Genomic DNA, 15,736 nt, shown 5'->3' with positions numbered 1-15,736 from the left:
GACTTCGGCCTGCAGCAGCTGCGCCCCTCCGTCGAGGCGCCGCGCCGCGCGGCGAGCCGGGGCGAGATCGAGGCGGGCCTGCGCACCGGCATCGCCTCGACGCGGCAGCGCCTGCAGCAGCTGTGCGATGCCGCCATTACCGGCTGCGGCAGTTTCACCGCTTTCATGCAGCGCCTGGCAGCGGCGGGCGTGGCCCTGGTGCCGGTGACGCAGCGCAATGACAGCACCCTGGCGGGCCTGTCCTACCGCCTCGATGGCGTGCTGATGAAGGGTAGCGACCTGGGACGCGGATACAGTCCCATGGGATTGGCGAAACGAGGAGTCCACTATGACAAAGAGCGAGACCTTGCGGCAGTTGGCCACTGCCGAGAATACGGCGCAGCTGGACGCGCTGGCGTGCAGGATGGCGCAGCTGCACCAGGCAAAGCTGGCCAGCGCCGAGGAGCTGGCGGCGCTCCTGGAACCGCTGGCGCAGGCGATGGCGGCCCTGACGGACGAGGCGCGCCAGACGATGCAGCAGATGGGCCTCGACGGCACGCGCCAGGGCGAGCAGTTCCGGCGCCAGATCGAGGCGGCGACGAGCGCCTGGCGCAGTGCGGAACAGGCGGCGCGCGAGAGCGCCCAGGCAATCGACTGCAGCAGCCGTACGCTGTCGCAGCGCCAGTACCTGCTGGCGGCGCTGGTGGGCATGATGACGGGGCTGCTCGCCAGCGCATTGTGGCTCTGTCTGGCACCTGCCCCCAGGCTGCAGAACGTGCTGGACGCGCAGCAGCTGGCCGCGCTGATCCGGCCCGCGACCGCAGCCTGGAAGCCGTGCGCGGGCAAATGACGGCAATGGGCTGCGCGCAGTTCGTCGTCAGGCTGGTAGAGGCGAAAAACGGCAAGCAAGAGACGCGGCAGTGGAGCGGGCTGGAACTGCTGCGCAGCCTGGCCTGGCTCAAGCGCATGAATGCGCGCGGCTACGACGTCACCGTGCGGCCCGCAGGCCCGCATGGCCTGGTGCTGCTCGACGGCTTGCAACAGGCCGATGTGCAGCGCCTCGACGCGCGCGGCTGGCAGGGCGCCGCCGTAGTGGAGGTGCAGCATGGCCGCTTCCAGGCCTGGATCAAACTGTCTGTGCACCCAGTCGCCGACGCCTTGCGCGGCCAGGCGGCATCCCGCCTGGCATCCGACCTTTGCCGCAGTGGCAACGCCATCACGGTTGCCGAATGTGGCGCGCTGGCCGGATTGACCTGCCACGCATCGGCCATGGCCGAAGGGCAAGCGGCACGCTATGCGCTGCTGCAGGCATCGAGCGGAGCAGTGGCAGCCGCCGCAGCACCCTGCCTGGAGCGCATGGCGCACCTGCCGGACCCGCCGCTACCGTCCAGGCTGTCCATGCCGCAGGGCGCCGTCCGGAAACGCTCGAGCGGGCGCGCCAGATAACCGGCCAGGTGCTGGCGGCCTTAGCAGCAGCTTTCCTGGTTGCCTTTCGGCATGGCGGCGAACGTTTGGCGCATGGGGAAGGCATTTGCCAGGGCGTGACAATGCGTGTAGTTTTCTGTTTGGCAATTTGCTATTCTCGGGGGGCGGCTGTCGGCTGCGGATTCAACCGGTCAACGACGGCAAGCGGCCAGAAGCGGTCAGTCGTAAACAGGGAGACAGATGGGCCTAATCAACAGATGTGAAGCGTCGATACGATTATTTGGCGACGATCTCATTCCCGAAGAGGTGTGCCGTCTATTCGGCCATTTCCCTTCGAAGGCATGGATGAAGGGTTATCAATATACGACTTCATCCGGTGCGACCGTCCTGCGAAAAACCGGGGCGTGGATACTTGATGCCGACCTTTCAGAAACTGGCGACTTCGATGGCCAAATCTCCCAGCTGCTAGCGCAAATTCCGATAGGGACCGATGTCTGGTTGGAATTAGGGAAACGATTCGAAATCGACATTTACTGCGGCTGGTTTATGCACGGGTCAAGCGAAGGGGTTGCCATATCGCCGCAGTCACTGCTGATGCTGGGCGAACGCAACATCGCGCTTTCAGTCGAAATCTACGCGTCGTTCAATGATGAGTGACCGCACGCGACTGACCGCAACGGGGCGGTACCTGCCAACGACGGCAACCGGCCACAAGCGGACGTAGTGAGAATGAGGACGGATGGTTATGCTTCCAGCTATACAGATCTTCACAGCCATCATCATTGCAGCGTGCGCCGTTATGATCGCCTTGTATGCAACGTGGTTGTTGATGCATCGGCTGAGGCAACGAGAGTCCAAACGCCTCGCGTTTAGAAATTGGCTTCGTCATCTCTTCGAGGCTGTTATGGGCCTCTAAGATTTATAGTGCTTGCAGCGGGGTGAATGGCCGCACGCGGAACCTGGCAACGGCGGCAACCGGCCAGAAGCGGCCATTCGAACCAGCGTGACAATGTGTGAGATTTTCTGATTGGCAATCCGCTATGCTCTGGTGCCGCTACCGGCCACAAGCGGTCTTTCAAAACCGCCCTTGCAGAGAAACGACCAAAACAGGATATTGTTGCATCGTGAAAATTAAAGACGAAGATGTAATTCAAGCCCTGACGGTTAATGGCATAACTTTAGACCGCTGGCTCTCCCTTGGCAGTCATCTCGTCGGCTATCTTGATGAGAGTGGTGGTCTAATGGCACGCATCATTGAGGATGAGGCGCTCGCCGTCGCCGCTTCCAAGATGCTTCAAAAGCGCGGTCAGATTCACAACATGAAGCGCGTATAGCAGTGTTCGCTTTGGGGCGGAACCTACCAATGACGGCTACCGGCCTATCGTGTTGAAAAAAACGAACGACGACATTTTCAGGAGGACGCAGACCTCCAATCAGTCGCTGTTCGTTCCATAGCGGCGGTTCTGGCCAGTCCAGGTTGGCAGGATTTCTATCTTAACGTCAAGGTAGCTATGTTTTTTAAGGCAATCGGCAAGAAGCATTCATTCCCGGGCGGCTTAACATGCCTGGCGCTGTAAAGTGCCGCGCTTGCCGGGCAGTTTCCGCTTCGGCTGGAACAACAGCGCGGAGAAGAGCTCATGCTGATGCATTCTCCATGCAAGAAATCAGTTACTTAGTGTTGCAAGTTGCAAGTTGCAAGTCGCATCAGGCTTAAGCCAGCCCGAAGCGGCACCTCCCGGATCGGGCAAGAATTCAACAACAGGACGTCATTACGATGAATCAGTATTTTGGAACCATATTAGCCGTCATAGTGACCAGTGCGCTCTACGGGTGCTCCGCCTCTCAACCCAAAGCGGCGCCTGTCCCTTTTGCCAATGTTGCACCGTGGGCCGCTGACGTGACTAAAGCCCCGGAGTACACATTCCCAGGCGAGGAAAATTTACGCCTCCCCTTGCCGAGCGATACAGGCGTGGCATGGGACGAAATTTCTCATCGAGGCGATATGAGATGGAACTGTCGCGCAGTGCCAAGCGGTAAATTCGTTATGAACTCCCTGTGTGCGAACGAGCCCAAGGTCGACTCACGATGGCCCGGGACAGCGCCACCCCCAGGTTGGGACGGCGTGGTTCATTCAGACTGATCCAAAGCAACAAGTGCCTTTATGGCAATAATGCGGCGAAAGGTTGGTTGGATGAATACCCTGGTGAACGCCCGTAATGGGGCGGAACCTGCCAACGACGGCAGGCGGCCAGAAGCGGCCAGTCAAGAAGTGGATTTCAATGAAGTATAAATTAATACGCTCGATGGCCCACAACTGGTCACACTCGTTTATGAGTGGCATGAACTATTTGGATGGCGGATTTGTCTTCGAGGATGTGTATCAGATGGCGCGAGAGCGGCGCGGTGCGAAAGTAACCATTAATTGGATTCCTGCGACAAGCGAGGAATTGTTCGGATTTCCTCCAAGAGTTAGAAATTGCCTGCTCGCCTATCGGACAAGATTGGCAGAGTATCTAGGGCGTCATAGCATTGATGTTGCAGCACTTATTGAATTCCGTACAGAAGTGTATGTGGCAGAAAATTTCCAAATGTATGTCCGCGCGTATGTTCTCGATAACAGGAAGAAAGAGCACATCGCGTATGTTTGGAGTTAGGCGATGCAGTTTGCTCTTCGGCATCCGGCTTCAAGGTATCAGACCGGTCGATGATGTGTACGAGTGCAACCGGCCAGAAGCCGCCGCTCTTGAAAGTTTTTTTCATTTGACACTTTGATTGATAGCGGTAGAGACCCGACAAAATGCAAAATTCAGAACGAGATGGATATTGGGTAATCCAATGGTCGGAAGATTGGGACCCCTCCCTGGCGGACATCCTTCAAAGCGTGCCCGAGCTAGTCTGCGGAAAACGGATAGCGATTACCTCGTGCGACAGTGGCCCATATGTACCAACCTCGGACGAACTAATCGCAGGTTGGTTTTTCGATGGAGTCACGGCGATTAGTACAGAAATTACACAGCCTGCAGAGTTGCCCATGCCAGGCTTCGATGAATGGTACATCTTCGATTTAGTCCCCCGGAACTTCCCGACGTGCAATTACGTGAATCGTTTTGGTTTTTCGGTCTTGGATGAGTCTGATGCAACCACGTCTTTCTGGGAGCAAATCACGAAAACACAGCCATTGCATGCCCTTGGTGCTGGCACGCCCAATATGTTTTTCTTGACGCGTGACCGCGAGACTTTTGAGCGCGTACTCCAGGCGGAACCCATTGATGTTTTACGTTGAGCATACATAGCGAATTGAAAATGCTTCGTCCGCTTTGGGGCGTAAGCGGACACCGCAATAGAGAGGCCGCCGCCTCAAAAAATCGCAGTAGTTTCGGCCATGCTTTTCAAGAAAGCGTTCCCTCGCTGCCGATGCTTGCAGGGAGGAAAATACAAAATCAAAAAAAATCATCGGGAGTACTAGCATTTGACGGTTTTTGTACTAGACTACTTGTCTGAAGTCACCAGCAACCGCTCCAAGTGGAATGGTAACGAAGAACTTTTTCTCCAATGATGGTATTTATGATGGTATTTTTGGATATTGGCTGAGTTAACAGAGCGGTTTTCGATTCCGGCTCCCGCACCACAGAATAAATCAAAGAAGTACCGATAAAGCCATTAAATCCAATAAAATCAAGGATTTAGTGGCTTTTTTATTGCCCAAGCAATCCGATCATTCCCGATAAAAACTGATAGGCGTTACGCCAAATTTACGCCCTGATTACGCCAAATTGAAGAGATCATGGCATCAGTCAGAAAACGTTCAAGCGGCTGACGCACGGAAATCGCCGCCTCGGCACCTGGGAATCAGAGACATGAAGTATTAAGGCAGAAGCCGTTACATCGACGGCTGATCGGGAAGCACAAATGCGCAGCAGCAGCACCGACCTCGTCGCAGGCAAAACCTACCTGCAGGAATTCGAGCACTGCCGTGGTAAGGTCTCCGTCCGTAAAAAAATACATGAAGGGACGAGTTCGATTCCACTTTGTATATTATCGTTTCACCACTACAAAAAAAATGCCACGTCAGGTAAGAATTCCCAAGTTCATCAGTCGAAATGACATTGCCTGTTCACTAACACAAAATTTAGAAGCAAGTTCTCGAAGCATGGAAGGTTGATCTATTCCTTCACAAAAGTTCAACAATCTCGCGACCTCAGAAGCAACTAACTCTCCAGGCATAAGGAGTTCCGCTGCAAATGCGTTCGCCTCTATCTCTTGCAGATCAACCGCTGCAGAAGAGCGAGAGTCACGCCTGTTCATTATTGTGTGATCCACAAAAACATCACCTTGATGCTCAAGGACGAAGTGCCCTAGCTCATGCGCAATCGTAAACCTCTGCCGTGCAGGAGGATCACTGGCGTTAACAGCAATGATGCCAGCACCATTTTTACGCATCAAAACTCCAGAAAGATCCCCGTTAAAGAACTCTCTCCTTACAGTCAATCCTAGTGCGACCGCGATTGCAATAGGGTCTATTGGAGCAGAAAAAATACCCAATGATTTCAGCGTTTGTTCTGCCTTAAGCCTTACGAACGGATTCATTGATTTCCTAAATGATCATCTAAATATGCGAGCGAAAGCAGCAACTCCCTATTGATTTCATCAGGGATAGCCGACTTTATTTTTGACTCAAGAGATACTAGCGGGATCAACTCAGTGGGAATTTTATCAAGTGCTTGCGCAAAAGAAAATATAGCAGTTAAGACAATCCCCTGCTTTCCACTTTCTATGTTCGCAATTGCAGACCGACTCATTCCAACTCGCACTGCCAAATCTTGTTGAGTCAACCCAGCATCCTTACGAAGTCTCGCAAGGTGCGCTCCAAATGCTACGTTTATATCTTCCATGCTCAAATTATAGACTTCCCGATAGAAAATGTCAATTTCACGGACAAAGAATCACAGGAAGACAGTAATTTGCTTTTTCCTGTGTTGTCCGGTACACTGCCGTTAGCAGTCTGATCAGTTGAGTGCTTACTTAACATGGCTGTAAAAAAAAAAGCGGACCAAGGTTCCAAGGCCAAGGTCCGCTTATCCGTTGAGCAGGTGGCTTAACGGGGTGCCCAACTGAAAGTACAGTGGACGTGTGTGACAACTCGCTAGTGTACCTTAGTTTGGCGCTACAAGTCCACCACCTAGACTGGAGGTGATGTATGTGCGACGAATCGATATAAAACCTGCGCCCGCAGGATTCAGATGGGTGTGCTGTAGGTTCCGCAAAGTACGTGGTCCAAGTGAGCGCGTATTGGATGCTCATAGCTACGGCTACGAGGCTTGGTGCTTTCTAGTGCCGGCCAAGTAACAATCTGTTAGCCACGAAGGGGATTCCCCCTTCGTCTAAAATTATCAAAGGTATACTTATGACAAAGAAGCAAAATCATCATGTCGTTACTCATAATGGTCAATGGGCCGTGCGCCGCGAAGGATCAGATCGCGTCAGCGGCACTTTTTCGACTCAGCGTGAAGCGATCGACGCAGGTCGGAGAATTTCACAAAATCAACAGACGGAGTTGATTATTCATCGCCAAAATGGCCAAATTCGCGATAAAGATAGTCATGGCAACGATCCGTTCCCACCAAAGGGTTAACATCTATTAGCCCGTGTAGCCCTGCGACGCGGGGCTACTTTATAATTTAAGGATAGGCCGCGTTACGTCATCTGCAACCAATAACTACGCTTCCATACTTAATATTGGTTGCCCAGCAAAAAAATCAAGGCCAGCCTTAAAACTTCTTAAAGAAACGTAAGCTTGTATCGTTTAATGCCGGGAGAAAGGCAATACGTACTCCTGCTGCAAAGGTAGCAGTCCAATCAACTGGCCGCGCAAGGCAAGCCCTATCGTTTCCCCCTCAATATCCAAACGGCCGCACGCCAAACAGCACGCCGTGCAGCCAGAACGCCAGCAGCAGCCACAGCGCACAGCCTGCGGCTATGGCGATCAGGGTGCCTTGCATGGTGCCGCCCTGGTAGGCGACGCCGGCCGCGCGGTCGCGCTGCACGGCAGAAACCAGATCCACTGACGACCAGACGAGGAAGCTGCCGAACAGCAGCACGTCGGCCACGTTGCCGTTGGCCAGCAGATGCGCGACGGCCCAGAGTTGCGTGCCGAGCAGCATGGGATGGTGCACCAGGGTCTTGATGCGGTTGCGCGGCACATTGGCCGCCGCCAGTAACATCAGCGAAAACAGCATCAGCAGGCCGCTGGCGTGGCGCAAGCCCATGGGCGGCGTCCACAGCAGCTGCGGCTGCTGGCGCGCAAGGGCGTAGCCCCAGATGATCAGGCCCAGCCCGGCAAACGCCGCGAGCGAATACAGCCCCTTCCAGCGCTTATCGCCCAGGCGCGCCAGCTGGGCGCTGCGCCAGCCGTCGGCGACGATGCGCACCGAGTGCAAGCCGAGGAACAGCAGCAAACCGAGTATCAGCACCGTCATCGTCTTCTCCCCAGTCAATACCAGTTATCAAGCATAGCCGGCACCCTGGCCGGCGGCGTCCACGCAGATCAACGTTCCTCGCGATAGTAGTCGCAGCCTTCAAACGTGGTGCGCAGCGCCTGCTGCAGCTGGGCGTAACGCTCAGGGGTCAGGTTGAAACGCACGTCGATCTGACCGTCGTCATCCATCTGCATGGCCGCCTCGGCATCCATCTGCACGGACAGGCGGTTCGGATGCAGGATCACGGCATGCATGTGGCCATACCAGGCAAATTCCTGGCCGCAATATTCAATATACGGTTCGTCCATGCCCATGGCCACGTCCTGCTCGTCGTATTCGTCGGCGCGCTGCAGCATCAGGTAGACGGGTTCGCCCTTGCCGGCGGGCGCGGCCAGGGTGGTGATCAGGGCATCGTCTTCATTGACGACGGACAACTCGGTGGCGGTAAATCCTGCGGACATGGCGTACTTTCAACAATTCAAGGGATGACGCCACCATAGCGCAAAAGCGGCGCGGACAACATAGGGCGGGGCGAATAAAGCGTGCCGAGCCGGACGCGCATCGCCGCCTATAATTGCCGCTACAACTCATTGAACAGGAGACCGCCTTGAGCGCAGCATTACCCTACACCACCCGCCTGGCCATTCCCGCCATCGCCACCTACCAGCAGCTGCGCGTCGCCGCCGGCCTGAGCGCGAAAACCATGGAGGCGGCCGCCAGGGGCTTGCCGAACTCCCTGTTTGCCGTGCAAGTGCTGCAGGGCGACGAAGTCGTCGGCATGGGCAGGGTCATCGGCGATGGCGGCTGCTTCTTCCAGGTCACCGATATCGCCGTGCTGCCGGCCCACCAGGGCAAGGGCCTGGGCAAACTGATCATGCGCGAGATCATGCAATTCATCGAGACGGACGTGCCGCAAAGCGCCTATGTCAGCCTGATCGCCGATGGCCAGGCGCAGGACTTGTACGCGCAGTTCGGTTTCCGGCACACGGCGCCCGCCTCGGTCGGCATGGCGCTAAAGCGCTAGGCGCCCGATGCCTGCCTGGCTGCTATGCAGCATGGCGCTGGCGCTGCTGCTGGGCGCAGCCGCCTGGTGGACGGAGCGCCGGCTGCAGCGGCGGCGCAGCAGCACGCGCTGGCCGTGGCTGGCGGCGCTGGCCGCGTCCGTCACCTTGCCCCTGGCCTGGCTGCCCGGCGTGCTGGCGGCCATGCCGGCGGAGCAGGCGCAGCTGAAACTGGCGTGGCTCGTCCTGTCGCTCGGCATGCTGCTGATGCTGGCCCTGCGCAGCGTCTGGCTGCAGTCGCACCAGCGCCGCTGGCAACAGTCCAGCATGCTGGGCACGCCCGTGTACCTGAGCGGCGGCATCGGACCCTGCGTGGCGGGCTGGCTGCGGCCGCGCATCGTCATGCCCGTGTGGCTCTCCTTGATTGATGCCGAGCAACAGGCGCTGCTGCTGGCGCACGAGCAATGCCGGCTGGCCGCGCGCGACCCGCTGCTGCTGGCCCTGGCCCATGCCCTGATCGTGCTCATGCCGTGGAATGTGCCCCTGTGGTGGCAGCTGCACCGGCTGCGCTTTGCCATCGAAGTCGACTGCGATGCGCGCATGCTGGCGCAGGGCCACGCCTGGCGCGACTACGCCGCCCTGCTGCGGCGGCACGGCCAGTATTACTCGGGCTTGACGGGCGCTGCGCCCATCGTGCTGAAGGACCCGCGCGCGCTGCGGCGGCGCCGGCGCCTGCTGGCGGGAATTCCCCGGGACCGGGCGGCGAACTTGCTATAGTAGCGCCAGCGGCGCGCGGCGCGCCCCTGCCCCCGGCTTCCCCTACCCCGAAATCAGAGAGATACCATGCTTTACCTGCTTGCCATCGTGATCGTCATCGCCCTGCTGTATTACGTCTTCAGCGGCCGCACGCCCGTCCAGCCGCTGCAAAAGCCGCTGCTGTCGATACGCCAGTACGTGCCGGCGATTCCCCCGGGCGCGCCCGCGCACCACTGGCGCGACGAGGGACGCTTCGCGTCGGAAGTGGAAAACGAGTCGATGTACCAGAGCGCCATCGCCAAACTGGCGGGCGAGCATGGCCCTGGCAATGCGGAAGAAAAATGCCTGGCCCTGCTCGTCTGCGACGATGCCAACCCCTTCCAGGACAAGGCCATCGCCGTTTTCATCGACGGCCAGCTGGTGGGCTACCTGTCGCACAACGACGCCCTGCGCCTGCGCCGCAACCTGGGCCGCATGGACCTCGTGGGCCAGCTGACCTCGTGCGACGCCGTCATCCGCGGCGGCGGCCTGTGGAACGGCAAGCGCCTGGCGTATGCCGTGTGGCTGGACTTGCAACCCTACAATTAAAACCTATGCCGCGCGCGCCAGCCGCACGGCGCGCGTGGCGATAAAGCTGGGCAGGTATTTTTCGATTTCAAAGCGCGGGTGGGGATGCATTTCCTCGTGGTACCCCGCCAGCACGAAGCCGGCCGCCAGCTGGCCGCCGATCTGGCTGTCGAGGCCATGGCCGAAGACGAGCGCCTCGCCCCTGTTCATGCGCGCGGCCAGCGCAGCGGCATCCAGATCCGCCACGTCCGAGTACGGCAGCACGTAACGGGGCCGTATCAGGCCCTGCTTTGCCCACTGCGGGTCGCGGTCGCCGATGAACACGGCCGGGTTGAAGAAGCTGCTCAGCAGCACGCCGCCGTCCGCCAGCACGCGCGCGCATTCGCGCCACACAGGGGCGATGTCGGGCACGTACTGATTCGACACGGGGTGGACGATGAGGTCGAAGCTGGCATCGGCGAAACAGCCCAGGTCGCGCATGTCGCCCTGCACCGTGGCCAGCGGCAAGCCGTCGCGTTCGGCCACCATGCGGTCTTTCGCCAATTGCTGCTCAGACAGATCGAACACGGTGACGTGCGCCCCGGCGGCGGCCAGCACGGGCGCCTGCTGCCCGCCCGCGCCCGCCAGGCACAGGATGCGCCGGCCGCGCACCTCGCCCAGCCAGCCGGCCGGCAAGGGACCCGGCGTCAGGTGGATCTGCCACTGCCCGGCGCGGGCCGCCGCGATGGTGGCGCCGTCGACGGGCTGCGACCACGGGCTGTTCTGCGCCGCCTGGGCGTCCCAGGCCTGCTGATTGTGCCGCAAGAAGTTGTTACCTAAAGGCATCGCCATCCTTTCAGAAAAAACAGGACGCGAATGTAGCATGGGCGCCGCCAGGACGTCGCCGTTTGCAGAAAAACCACACAATTCCCAACTGCAACTTCTTCGCCGGCACGGGCACCGCAAGGCGTGCGCCGCCTTTTCCTGCCGCAACAGGCATTGCACGACAGGCAAAATAATTACAATTAAGATATTTGTTTCCAGAAATCTGGTAAGGTATTCTGCATCGGTCACCCGCAGAGGCGGCCGGCCCCTATCCTGTTTTCCGCGCCCCGACGCCTTACTGCCTTGCCCACGATGATACCTGCCAGCGTCCAACAGCTGTTCCGCCTGCCCGCCGATCCCGCCCTGCTGCTGCAGGGGCAATATCACCCGGGACTGGTCGCCCTCTCGCTCGTGATCGCCATTTTCACGTCGTGGATGGCCTTCCAGATGACAGCCTACAGCCGCTCGCAGGCCAGCATCAGCCGCCAGTTGCACTTGCTGTGCCTGTTCGCCGGCAGCCTGGCGCTGGGCTGCGGCGTGTGGGCCATGCATTTCATCGGCATGCTGGCCTTCGAGCTGTGCACCAGTGTCGCCTACGACCCGGGCCTGACCCTGCTCTCCATCGTGCCCAGCGTGGCCGCCTCGTTCGTGGCCCTGGCCACCATCAGCCGGCGCGCCGTCACGGCGCCGCGGCTGCTGTGGAGCGGCCTGCTCGTGGGCCTGGGCATCGGCGCCATGCACTACATGGGCATGCACGCCATGCGCGTCGGCCTGTCGCTGCGCTACGACCCGCTGCTGTTCGTGCTGTCGCTGGTGGTGGCCGTGGTGCTGGCCAGCGTGGCCCTGTGGATACGCTTCGGCCTGCGCGGCTGGCGCGGCGCGCTGGGCGCGGCGCAGCGCAACCTGATCGGCGCCGTCGTCATGGGCTGTGCGATCGCGGGCATGCATTACATGGGCATGCAGGCGTCCCGCTTCGTTGGAACGATTCCACCAGGCAATGATGCCGATGCCAACCGCCCCCTGCTCGTCATCAGCGTGACCCTGCTGACCGTCGCCCTGACCATCCTCGTCGCCTCGGCCGTCGGCGTGCTGCGCTACCGCGAACTGTTCCGCCACCTGAACCAGAGCGAGAACTGGACGCGCTCGCTGCTGACGACCACCGTCGACGGCGTCATCACCATCGACAAGGAAGGCAACATCGTCGATTTCAACGGCGCCGCCGAGCGCATCCTGGGCTGGCGCCAGGACGAGATCATCGGCCGCCCCATCAGCGTGCTGGTCAGCGACGTGCGCCAGTCGGAACAGCATGGCTTGCTGCACTACCTGCGCACGGGCCAGGGCGATGCTGTGCATTCCAGCGAGGAAATCCTGTACCTGCGCAAGGATGGCGCCCCCGTGGCCGTGCAGCGTTCGATGGCCAGCGCGCGCCTGGCCGACCAGGACTTGTACGTGCTGTTCATTACGGACGTCAGCGAACGGCGCGCCATGCTGGCCGCCCTGCGCGAAAGCGAACAGCAGCTACGCTCGCTGATGGGCAACCTTCCCGGCATCGCCTTCCGCTGCACCACGGCCGAAAACCAGCCCATGCTGTTCATCAGCGACGGCGTAGAAGCCGTCACGGGCTATCCGCCCGCCGATTTCGTGGGCGCCGCGCCGCGCCGCAGCTTCACAGGCCTGATCGCCGTGGAAGACCGCGCCTACGTCATCGACGTCTTCAACCGCAGCGTCGCCACGGGCGAACCCTACCTGCTCGAATACCGGCTGCTGCACGCGGACGGCAGGTCGCGCTGGCTGTGGGAGCGGGGCACGGTGGTGCACGACCCGGTGGGCGCCGTGCGCTGGGTGGACGGCGTCATCCTCGACATCAGCGAGCGCCGGCAAATGGAGGAAGACTTGCGCATGGCCAAGGAAAAAGCGGAACTGGCGGCTGCCGCGCGGGCCAGCTTCGTCGCCAACATGAGCCATGAAATCCGCACGCCCATGAATTCCATCCTCGGTTTTACGGACGTGCTGCTGGACTCGCCATTGACGCCGGAACAGCGGCGCCACCTGGACACGGTGCGCCAGTCCGGGCGCTCGCTGTTGCGCCTGCTCAATGAGGTACTCGATACCGCCAAGCTGGACAAAGGCGCCATGGCGCTGGAACTGCGCGACTACAGCCTGCTGGCCCTGGTCGACGAGCTGGTTTCCACGTATGGCACCCATGCGCGCGCCAAGGGCCTGCTGATGGAAGTGCAGTACGATCCGCAACTGCCGGCCTTGCTGCACGGCGACGAACTGCGCATGCGCCAAGTGCTGGGCAACCTGCTCGACAACGCCATCAAGTTCACGGCCAGCGGCAGCGTCAGCCTGGCCGCCCGCCTGGACGACGACCAGCTGCACCTGCTGGTGCAGGACAGCGGCATCGGCATCGCGCCCGAGCGGCGCGACGCCATCTTCGAACCCTTCGTGCAGGCCGATGCGTCGACCACGCGGCGCTATGGCGGCACGGGCCTGGGCACCAGCATCAGCCGGCAGCTCGTATCGCTGATGCAGGGCCGCATCTGGGCCGAGGCCGCCTTGCCGCACGGCAGCGTTTTCCACGTCATGCTGCCCCTCGTCCCGGCGCACCGGCAAGTGCTGCCCGCCAGCGAGCGGCGCAACGTGCGCCTGCCGCCGCTGCGCGTGCTGGCCGCCGACGACGTGCCGCAAAACCTGGAACTGCTGTGTTTGCTGCTGCGCAAGCGCGGCCATGCGGTGGAGACGGCCGGCGATGGCGAACAGGCCCTGCACATGGCGCAGCAGCGCGATTTCGACGTGCTGCTGCTGGACCTGCAAATGCCGCGCATGGATGGCCTGGCCGCCACGCGCGCCATCCGCGCGGCCGCCCTGCGCGAGGGCCGCCCGCGCGTGCCCGTGATCGCCATGACGGCCAGCGTGCTCGAGGCGCACCGCAAGGCGGCGCTGGCGGCCGGCATGGACGGCTTCGCCACCAAGCCCGTCGAGTGGGCGGCCCTGTCGCAGGAAATCGCGCGCGTGCTGGGCCTGGCGCAGGCCCTCCCCGCCGACGGCGGCGACCTGGCGGCGCCTGCCGGCCGGCGCGTGCTGCATGATGCGCAGGCCGTGCTGCGCTGGGCTGGCAACGAGGGCGCCTACCGCGCCGCGCTGGCGCGCTTCGGCCACGACCATCCCCGCGTGCCGCCCCTGCTGCTGGCCGCCATCGCCGCCAACGACCGGGCGGCGCTCCTGCCGCAATGCCACACGCTGCGCGGCGTGGCGGCCAACCTGGGACTGGAACAACTGGCGGCCACCCTGGCGGCGCTGGAGCAGCTGTGCGCGGGAAGCGATGCCGCGGCGGCACAACAGCGCGGCGCGGCGGCGGCCACCCTGCAGGCGCAATGGCCGGCTGCCATCGCCGCCATCGCCCGCCTGGCACCGCCCGCCAGCGCCGTGGCCACGGCGGGCGCCGGCGACCTGCCCGCCGCGCGGCTGGCGGCCGGCGCCCTGCTGCAAGCCTTGCGGCGCGGCGAACTGGATGACGTGGCGCAAGCGCAGCTGCACAGCGCCATGGGCGCGCAGACGCCGCCGCTGGTGGCACTCGCGCACGCCATCGACGACTTTGATTTCCCCCTGGCACAGTCCCTGCTGCACGACTTGCTGCAATCCTTCGAGACGGAGTACCCATGAGCGCGCCACGCCGGGCCAAGCCCCTGCTGCTGCTCGTCGACGACGAAGCGGCCAACCTGCAATTGCTGCGGCACATCTTGCAGGACGATTACGCGCTGCTGTTCGCCAAGGATGGCGCGCGGGCGCTGGCACTGGCGCAGCAGGAGCGCCCGGCCCTGATCCTGCTCGACGTGATGATGCCCGGCATGAGCGGCCACGAGGCTTGCCGCCGCCTGAAGGCCGAGCCGCTGACGGCGGCCATCCCCGTCATTTTCGTCACGGCCCTGAACGACATGCGCGACGAGCTGAGCGGTTTCGAGGCGGGCGCCGTCGACTACCTCGCCAAACCCCTCAGCCCCGCCATCGTGCGCGCCCGCGTGCGCACGCACCTGTCGCTGGTGCGCATCGACGAACTGAAGGAGACGCGGCTGCAGATCGTCCAGCGCCTGGGCCTGGCGGCCGAATACAAGGACAATGAAACGGGCCTGCACGTGATCCGCATGAGCCATTACGCGCGCCTGCTGGGCGTGGCGGCCGGCATGGACGAAGCGGCCGCCGACGACCTGCTGCACGCGGCGCCCATGCACGACGTGGGCAAGATCGGCATCCCCGACCGCATCCTGCAAAAACCTGGCAAGCTCGACGCGGACGAATGGGCCGTCATGCAGACGCATGCGCGCATCGGCGGCGAGATCCTCGGCGAACACGCCGCCGGCGGCATGCTGGCTATGGCGCGCGAGATCGCCCTGTCGCACCATGAAAAGTGGGATGGCAGCGGCTACCCGAACGGCCTGGCGGGCGTAGCCATCCCGCTGGCCGGGCGTATCGTCGCCGTGGCCGACGTCTTCGACGCGCTGACCTCGGCCCGTCCCTACAAGCGCGCCTGGCCCGTGACGGACGCCGTAGCGTATTTGCAGGCGCAAAAAGACCGCCATTTCGAGCCGCATCTGGTCGACCTGTTCGTGCAGGAAATGCCCGCCATCGACGCCATCCGGCTGCGCTGGGCGGAAAAGGAGACCGGCCACACGGCGGCCTGAGAAGTGAACTCCCGCCACGGCCAGCGTTGTTGCGTCACACAAGGAA

At 61.4% G+C, this 15,736-nt stretch carries 16 protein-coding genes; 11 read left to right on the top strand and 5 right to left on the bottom strand.

The window, feature by feature from the left end:
* Positions 1 to 328 precede the first annotated feature (328 nt).
* From AC07VL_RS05885 to AC07VL_RS05865, 5 genes are all read left to right on the top strand, one after another.
* Complete coding sequence (locus AC07VL_RS05885; protein ID WP_494805072.1) at positions 329 to 829, top strand: IncQ-type mobilization protein MobB; 501 nt, start codon at positions 329 to 331, stop codon at positions 827 to 829.
* An 815-nt stretch (positions 830 to 1,644) separates the two neighbouring features.
* A complete protein-coding gene (locus AC07VL_RS05880) occupies positions 1,645 to 2,061 on the top strand; it encodes a DUF4279 domain-containing protein (protein WP_092610436.1) in 417 nt (138 codons plus the stop codon).
* Between the two features lie 467 nt (positions 2,062 to 2,528).
* The gene (locus tag AC07VL_RS05875; protein ID WP_494805006.1) at positions 2,529 to 2,738 is read left to right on the top strand and encodes a hypothetical protein; all 210 of its coding nucleotides are present in this window, start codon (positions 2,529 to 2,531) and stop codon (positions 2,736 to 2,738) included.
* Between the two features lie 1,005 nt (positions 2,739 to 3,743).
* Positions 3,744 to 4,058, top strand: a complete 315-nt coding sequence (locus AC07VL_RS05870) for a hypothetical protein (protein ID WP_332860213.1) — start codon at positions 3,744 to 3,746, stop codon at positions 4,056 to 4,058.
* A 143-nt stretch (positions 4,059 to 4,201) separates the two neighbouring features.
* On the top strand, positions 4,202 to 4,687 hold the full coding sequence (locus AC07VL_RS05865) for a hypothetical protein (RefSeq protein WP_494805005.1): 486 nt from the start codon (positions 4,202 to 4,204) through the stop codon (positions 4,685 to 4,687).
* Positions 4,688 to 5,472: 785 nt separating this feature from the next.
* On the opposite strand, the gene AC07VL_RS05860 is transcribed toward AC07VL_RS05865, so the two are convergent.
* Both AC07VL_RS05860 and AC07VL_RS05855 read right to left on the bottom strand, forming a co-directional pair.
* Complete coding sequence (locus AC07VL_RS05860) at positions 5,473 to 5,991, bottom strand: ImmA/IrrE family metallo-endopeptidase (protein WP_494805004.1); 519 nt, start codon at positions 5,989 to 5,991, stop codon at positions 5,473 to 5,475.
* Complete coding sequence (locus tag AC07VL_RS05855) at positions 5,988 to 6,296, bottom strand: helix-turn-helix domain-containing protein (RefSeq protein ID WP_494805003.1); 309 nt, start codon at positions 6,294 to 6,296, stop codon at positions 5,988 to 5,990. Before AC07VL_RS05855 ends, AC07VL_RS05860 begins: the two co-directional genes overlap by 4 nt.
* Before the next feature lie 512 nt (positions 6,297 to 6,808).
* Between AC07VL_RS05855 and AC07VL_RS05850 the strand changes: the two genes are divergently transcribed.
* The gene (locus AC07VL_RS05850) at positions 6,809 to 7,036 is read left to right on the top strand and encodes a DUF2188 domain-containing protein (protein WP_494805002.1); all 228 of its coding nucleotides are present in this window, start codon (positions 6,809 to 6,811) and stop codon (positions 7,034 to 7,036) included.
* A gap of 262 nt (positions 7,037 to 7,298) precedes the next feature.
* Here AC07VL_RS05850 and AC07VL_RS05845 read toward each other — a convergent pair whose 3' ends face one another.
* Both AC07VL_RS05845 and AC07VL_RS05840 read right to left on the bottom strand, forming a co-directional pair.
* The gene (locus tag AC07VL_RS05845) at positions 7,299 to 7,880 is read right to left on the bottom strand and encodes an NnrU family protein (RefSeq protein WP_494805001.1); all 582 of its coding nucleotides are present in this window, start codon (positions 7,878 to 7,880) and stop codon (positions 7,299 to 7,301) included.
* A gap of 68 nt (positions 7,881 to 7,948) precedes the next feature.
* Positions 7,949 to 8,341, bottom strand: a complete 393-nt coding sequence (locus AC07VL_RS05840) for an Imm10 family immunity protein (RefSeq protein WP_494805000.1) — start codon at positions 8,339 to 8,341, stop codon at positions 7,949 to 7,951.
* Positions 8,342 to 8,487: 146 nt separating this feature from the next.
* Here AC07VL_RS05840 and AC07VL_RS05835 point away from each other — a divergent pair, with 146 nt between their 5' ends.
* The 3 genes from AC07VL_RS05835 to AC07VL_RS05825 all read left to right on the top strand — a co-directional run bounded on the left by AC07VL_RS05835 (position 8,488) and on the right by AC07VL_RS05825 (position 10,225).
* Complete coding sequence (locus AC07VL_RS05835) at positions 8,488 to 8,904, top strand: GNAT family N-acetyltransferase (RefSeq protein WP_494804999.1); 417 nt, start codon at positions 8,488 to 8,490, stop codon at positions 8,902 to 8,904.
* 7 nt (positions 8,905 to 8,911) lie between these two features.
* Positions 8,912 to 9,658, top strand: a complete 747-nt coding sequence (locus AC07VL_RS05830) for a M56 family metallopeptidase (protein ID WP_494804998.1) — start codon at positions 8,912 to 8,914, stop codon at positions 9,656 to 9,658.
* Positions 9,659 to 9,724: 66 nt separating this feature from the next.
* On the top strand, positions 9,725 to 10,225 hold the full coding sequence (locus tag AC07VL_RS05825) for a hypothetical protein (RefSeq protein WP_494804997.1): 501 nt from the start codon (positions 9,725 to 9,727) through the stop codon (positions 10,223 to 10,225).
* 3 nt (positions 10,226 to 10,228) lie between these two features.
* Here the strand turns inward: AC07VL_RS05825 and AC07VL_RS05820 are convergent, their stop codons facing one another.
* Positions 10,229 to 11,029, bottom strand: a complete 801-nt coding sequence (locus AC07VL_RS05820) for a class I SAM-dependent methyltransferase (protein WP_494804996.1) — start codon at positions 11,027 to 11,029, stop codon at positions 10,229 to 10,231.
* A gap of 291 nt (positions 11,030 to 11,320) precedes the next feature.
* On the opposite strand from AC07VL_RS05820, the gene AC07VL_RS05815 reads away from it, so the two are divergent.
* Entirely contained in the window at positions 11,321 to 14,674 is a 3,354-nt protein-coding gene (locus tag AC07VL_RS05815) for an MHYT domain-containing protein (RefSeq protein ID WP_494804995.1), read from the top strand.
* On the top strand, positions 14,671 to 15,690 hold the full coding sequence (locus tag AC07VL_RS05810; RefSeq protein ID WP_494804994.1) for a response regulator: 1,020 nt from the start codon (positions 14,671 to 14,673) through the stop codon (positions 15,688 to 15,690). Before AC07VL_RS05815 ends, AC07VL_RS05810 begins: the two co-directional genes overlap by 4 nt.
* Positions 15,691 to 15,736 lie beyond the last annotated feature (46 nt).

It is taken from the genome of Janthinobacterium sp. GW821-FHT03C08, assembly GCF_059420905.1.
This window is presented reverse-complemented; position numbering and strand designations above follow the sequence as displayed.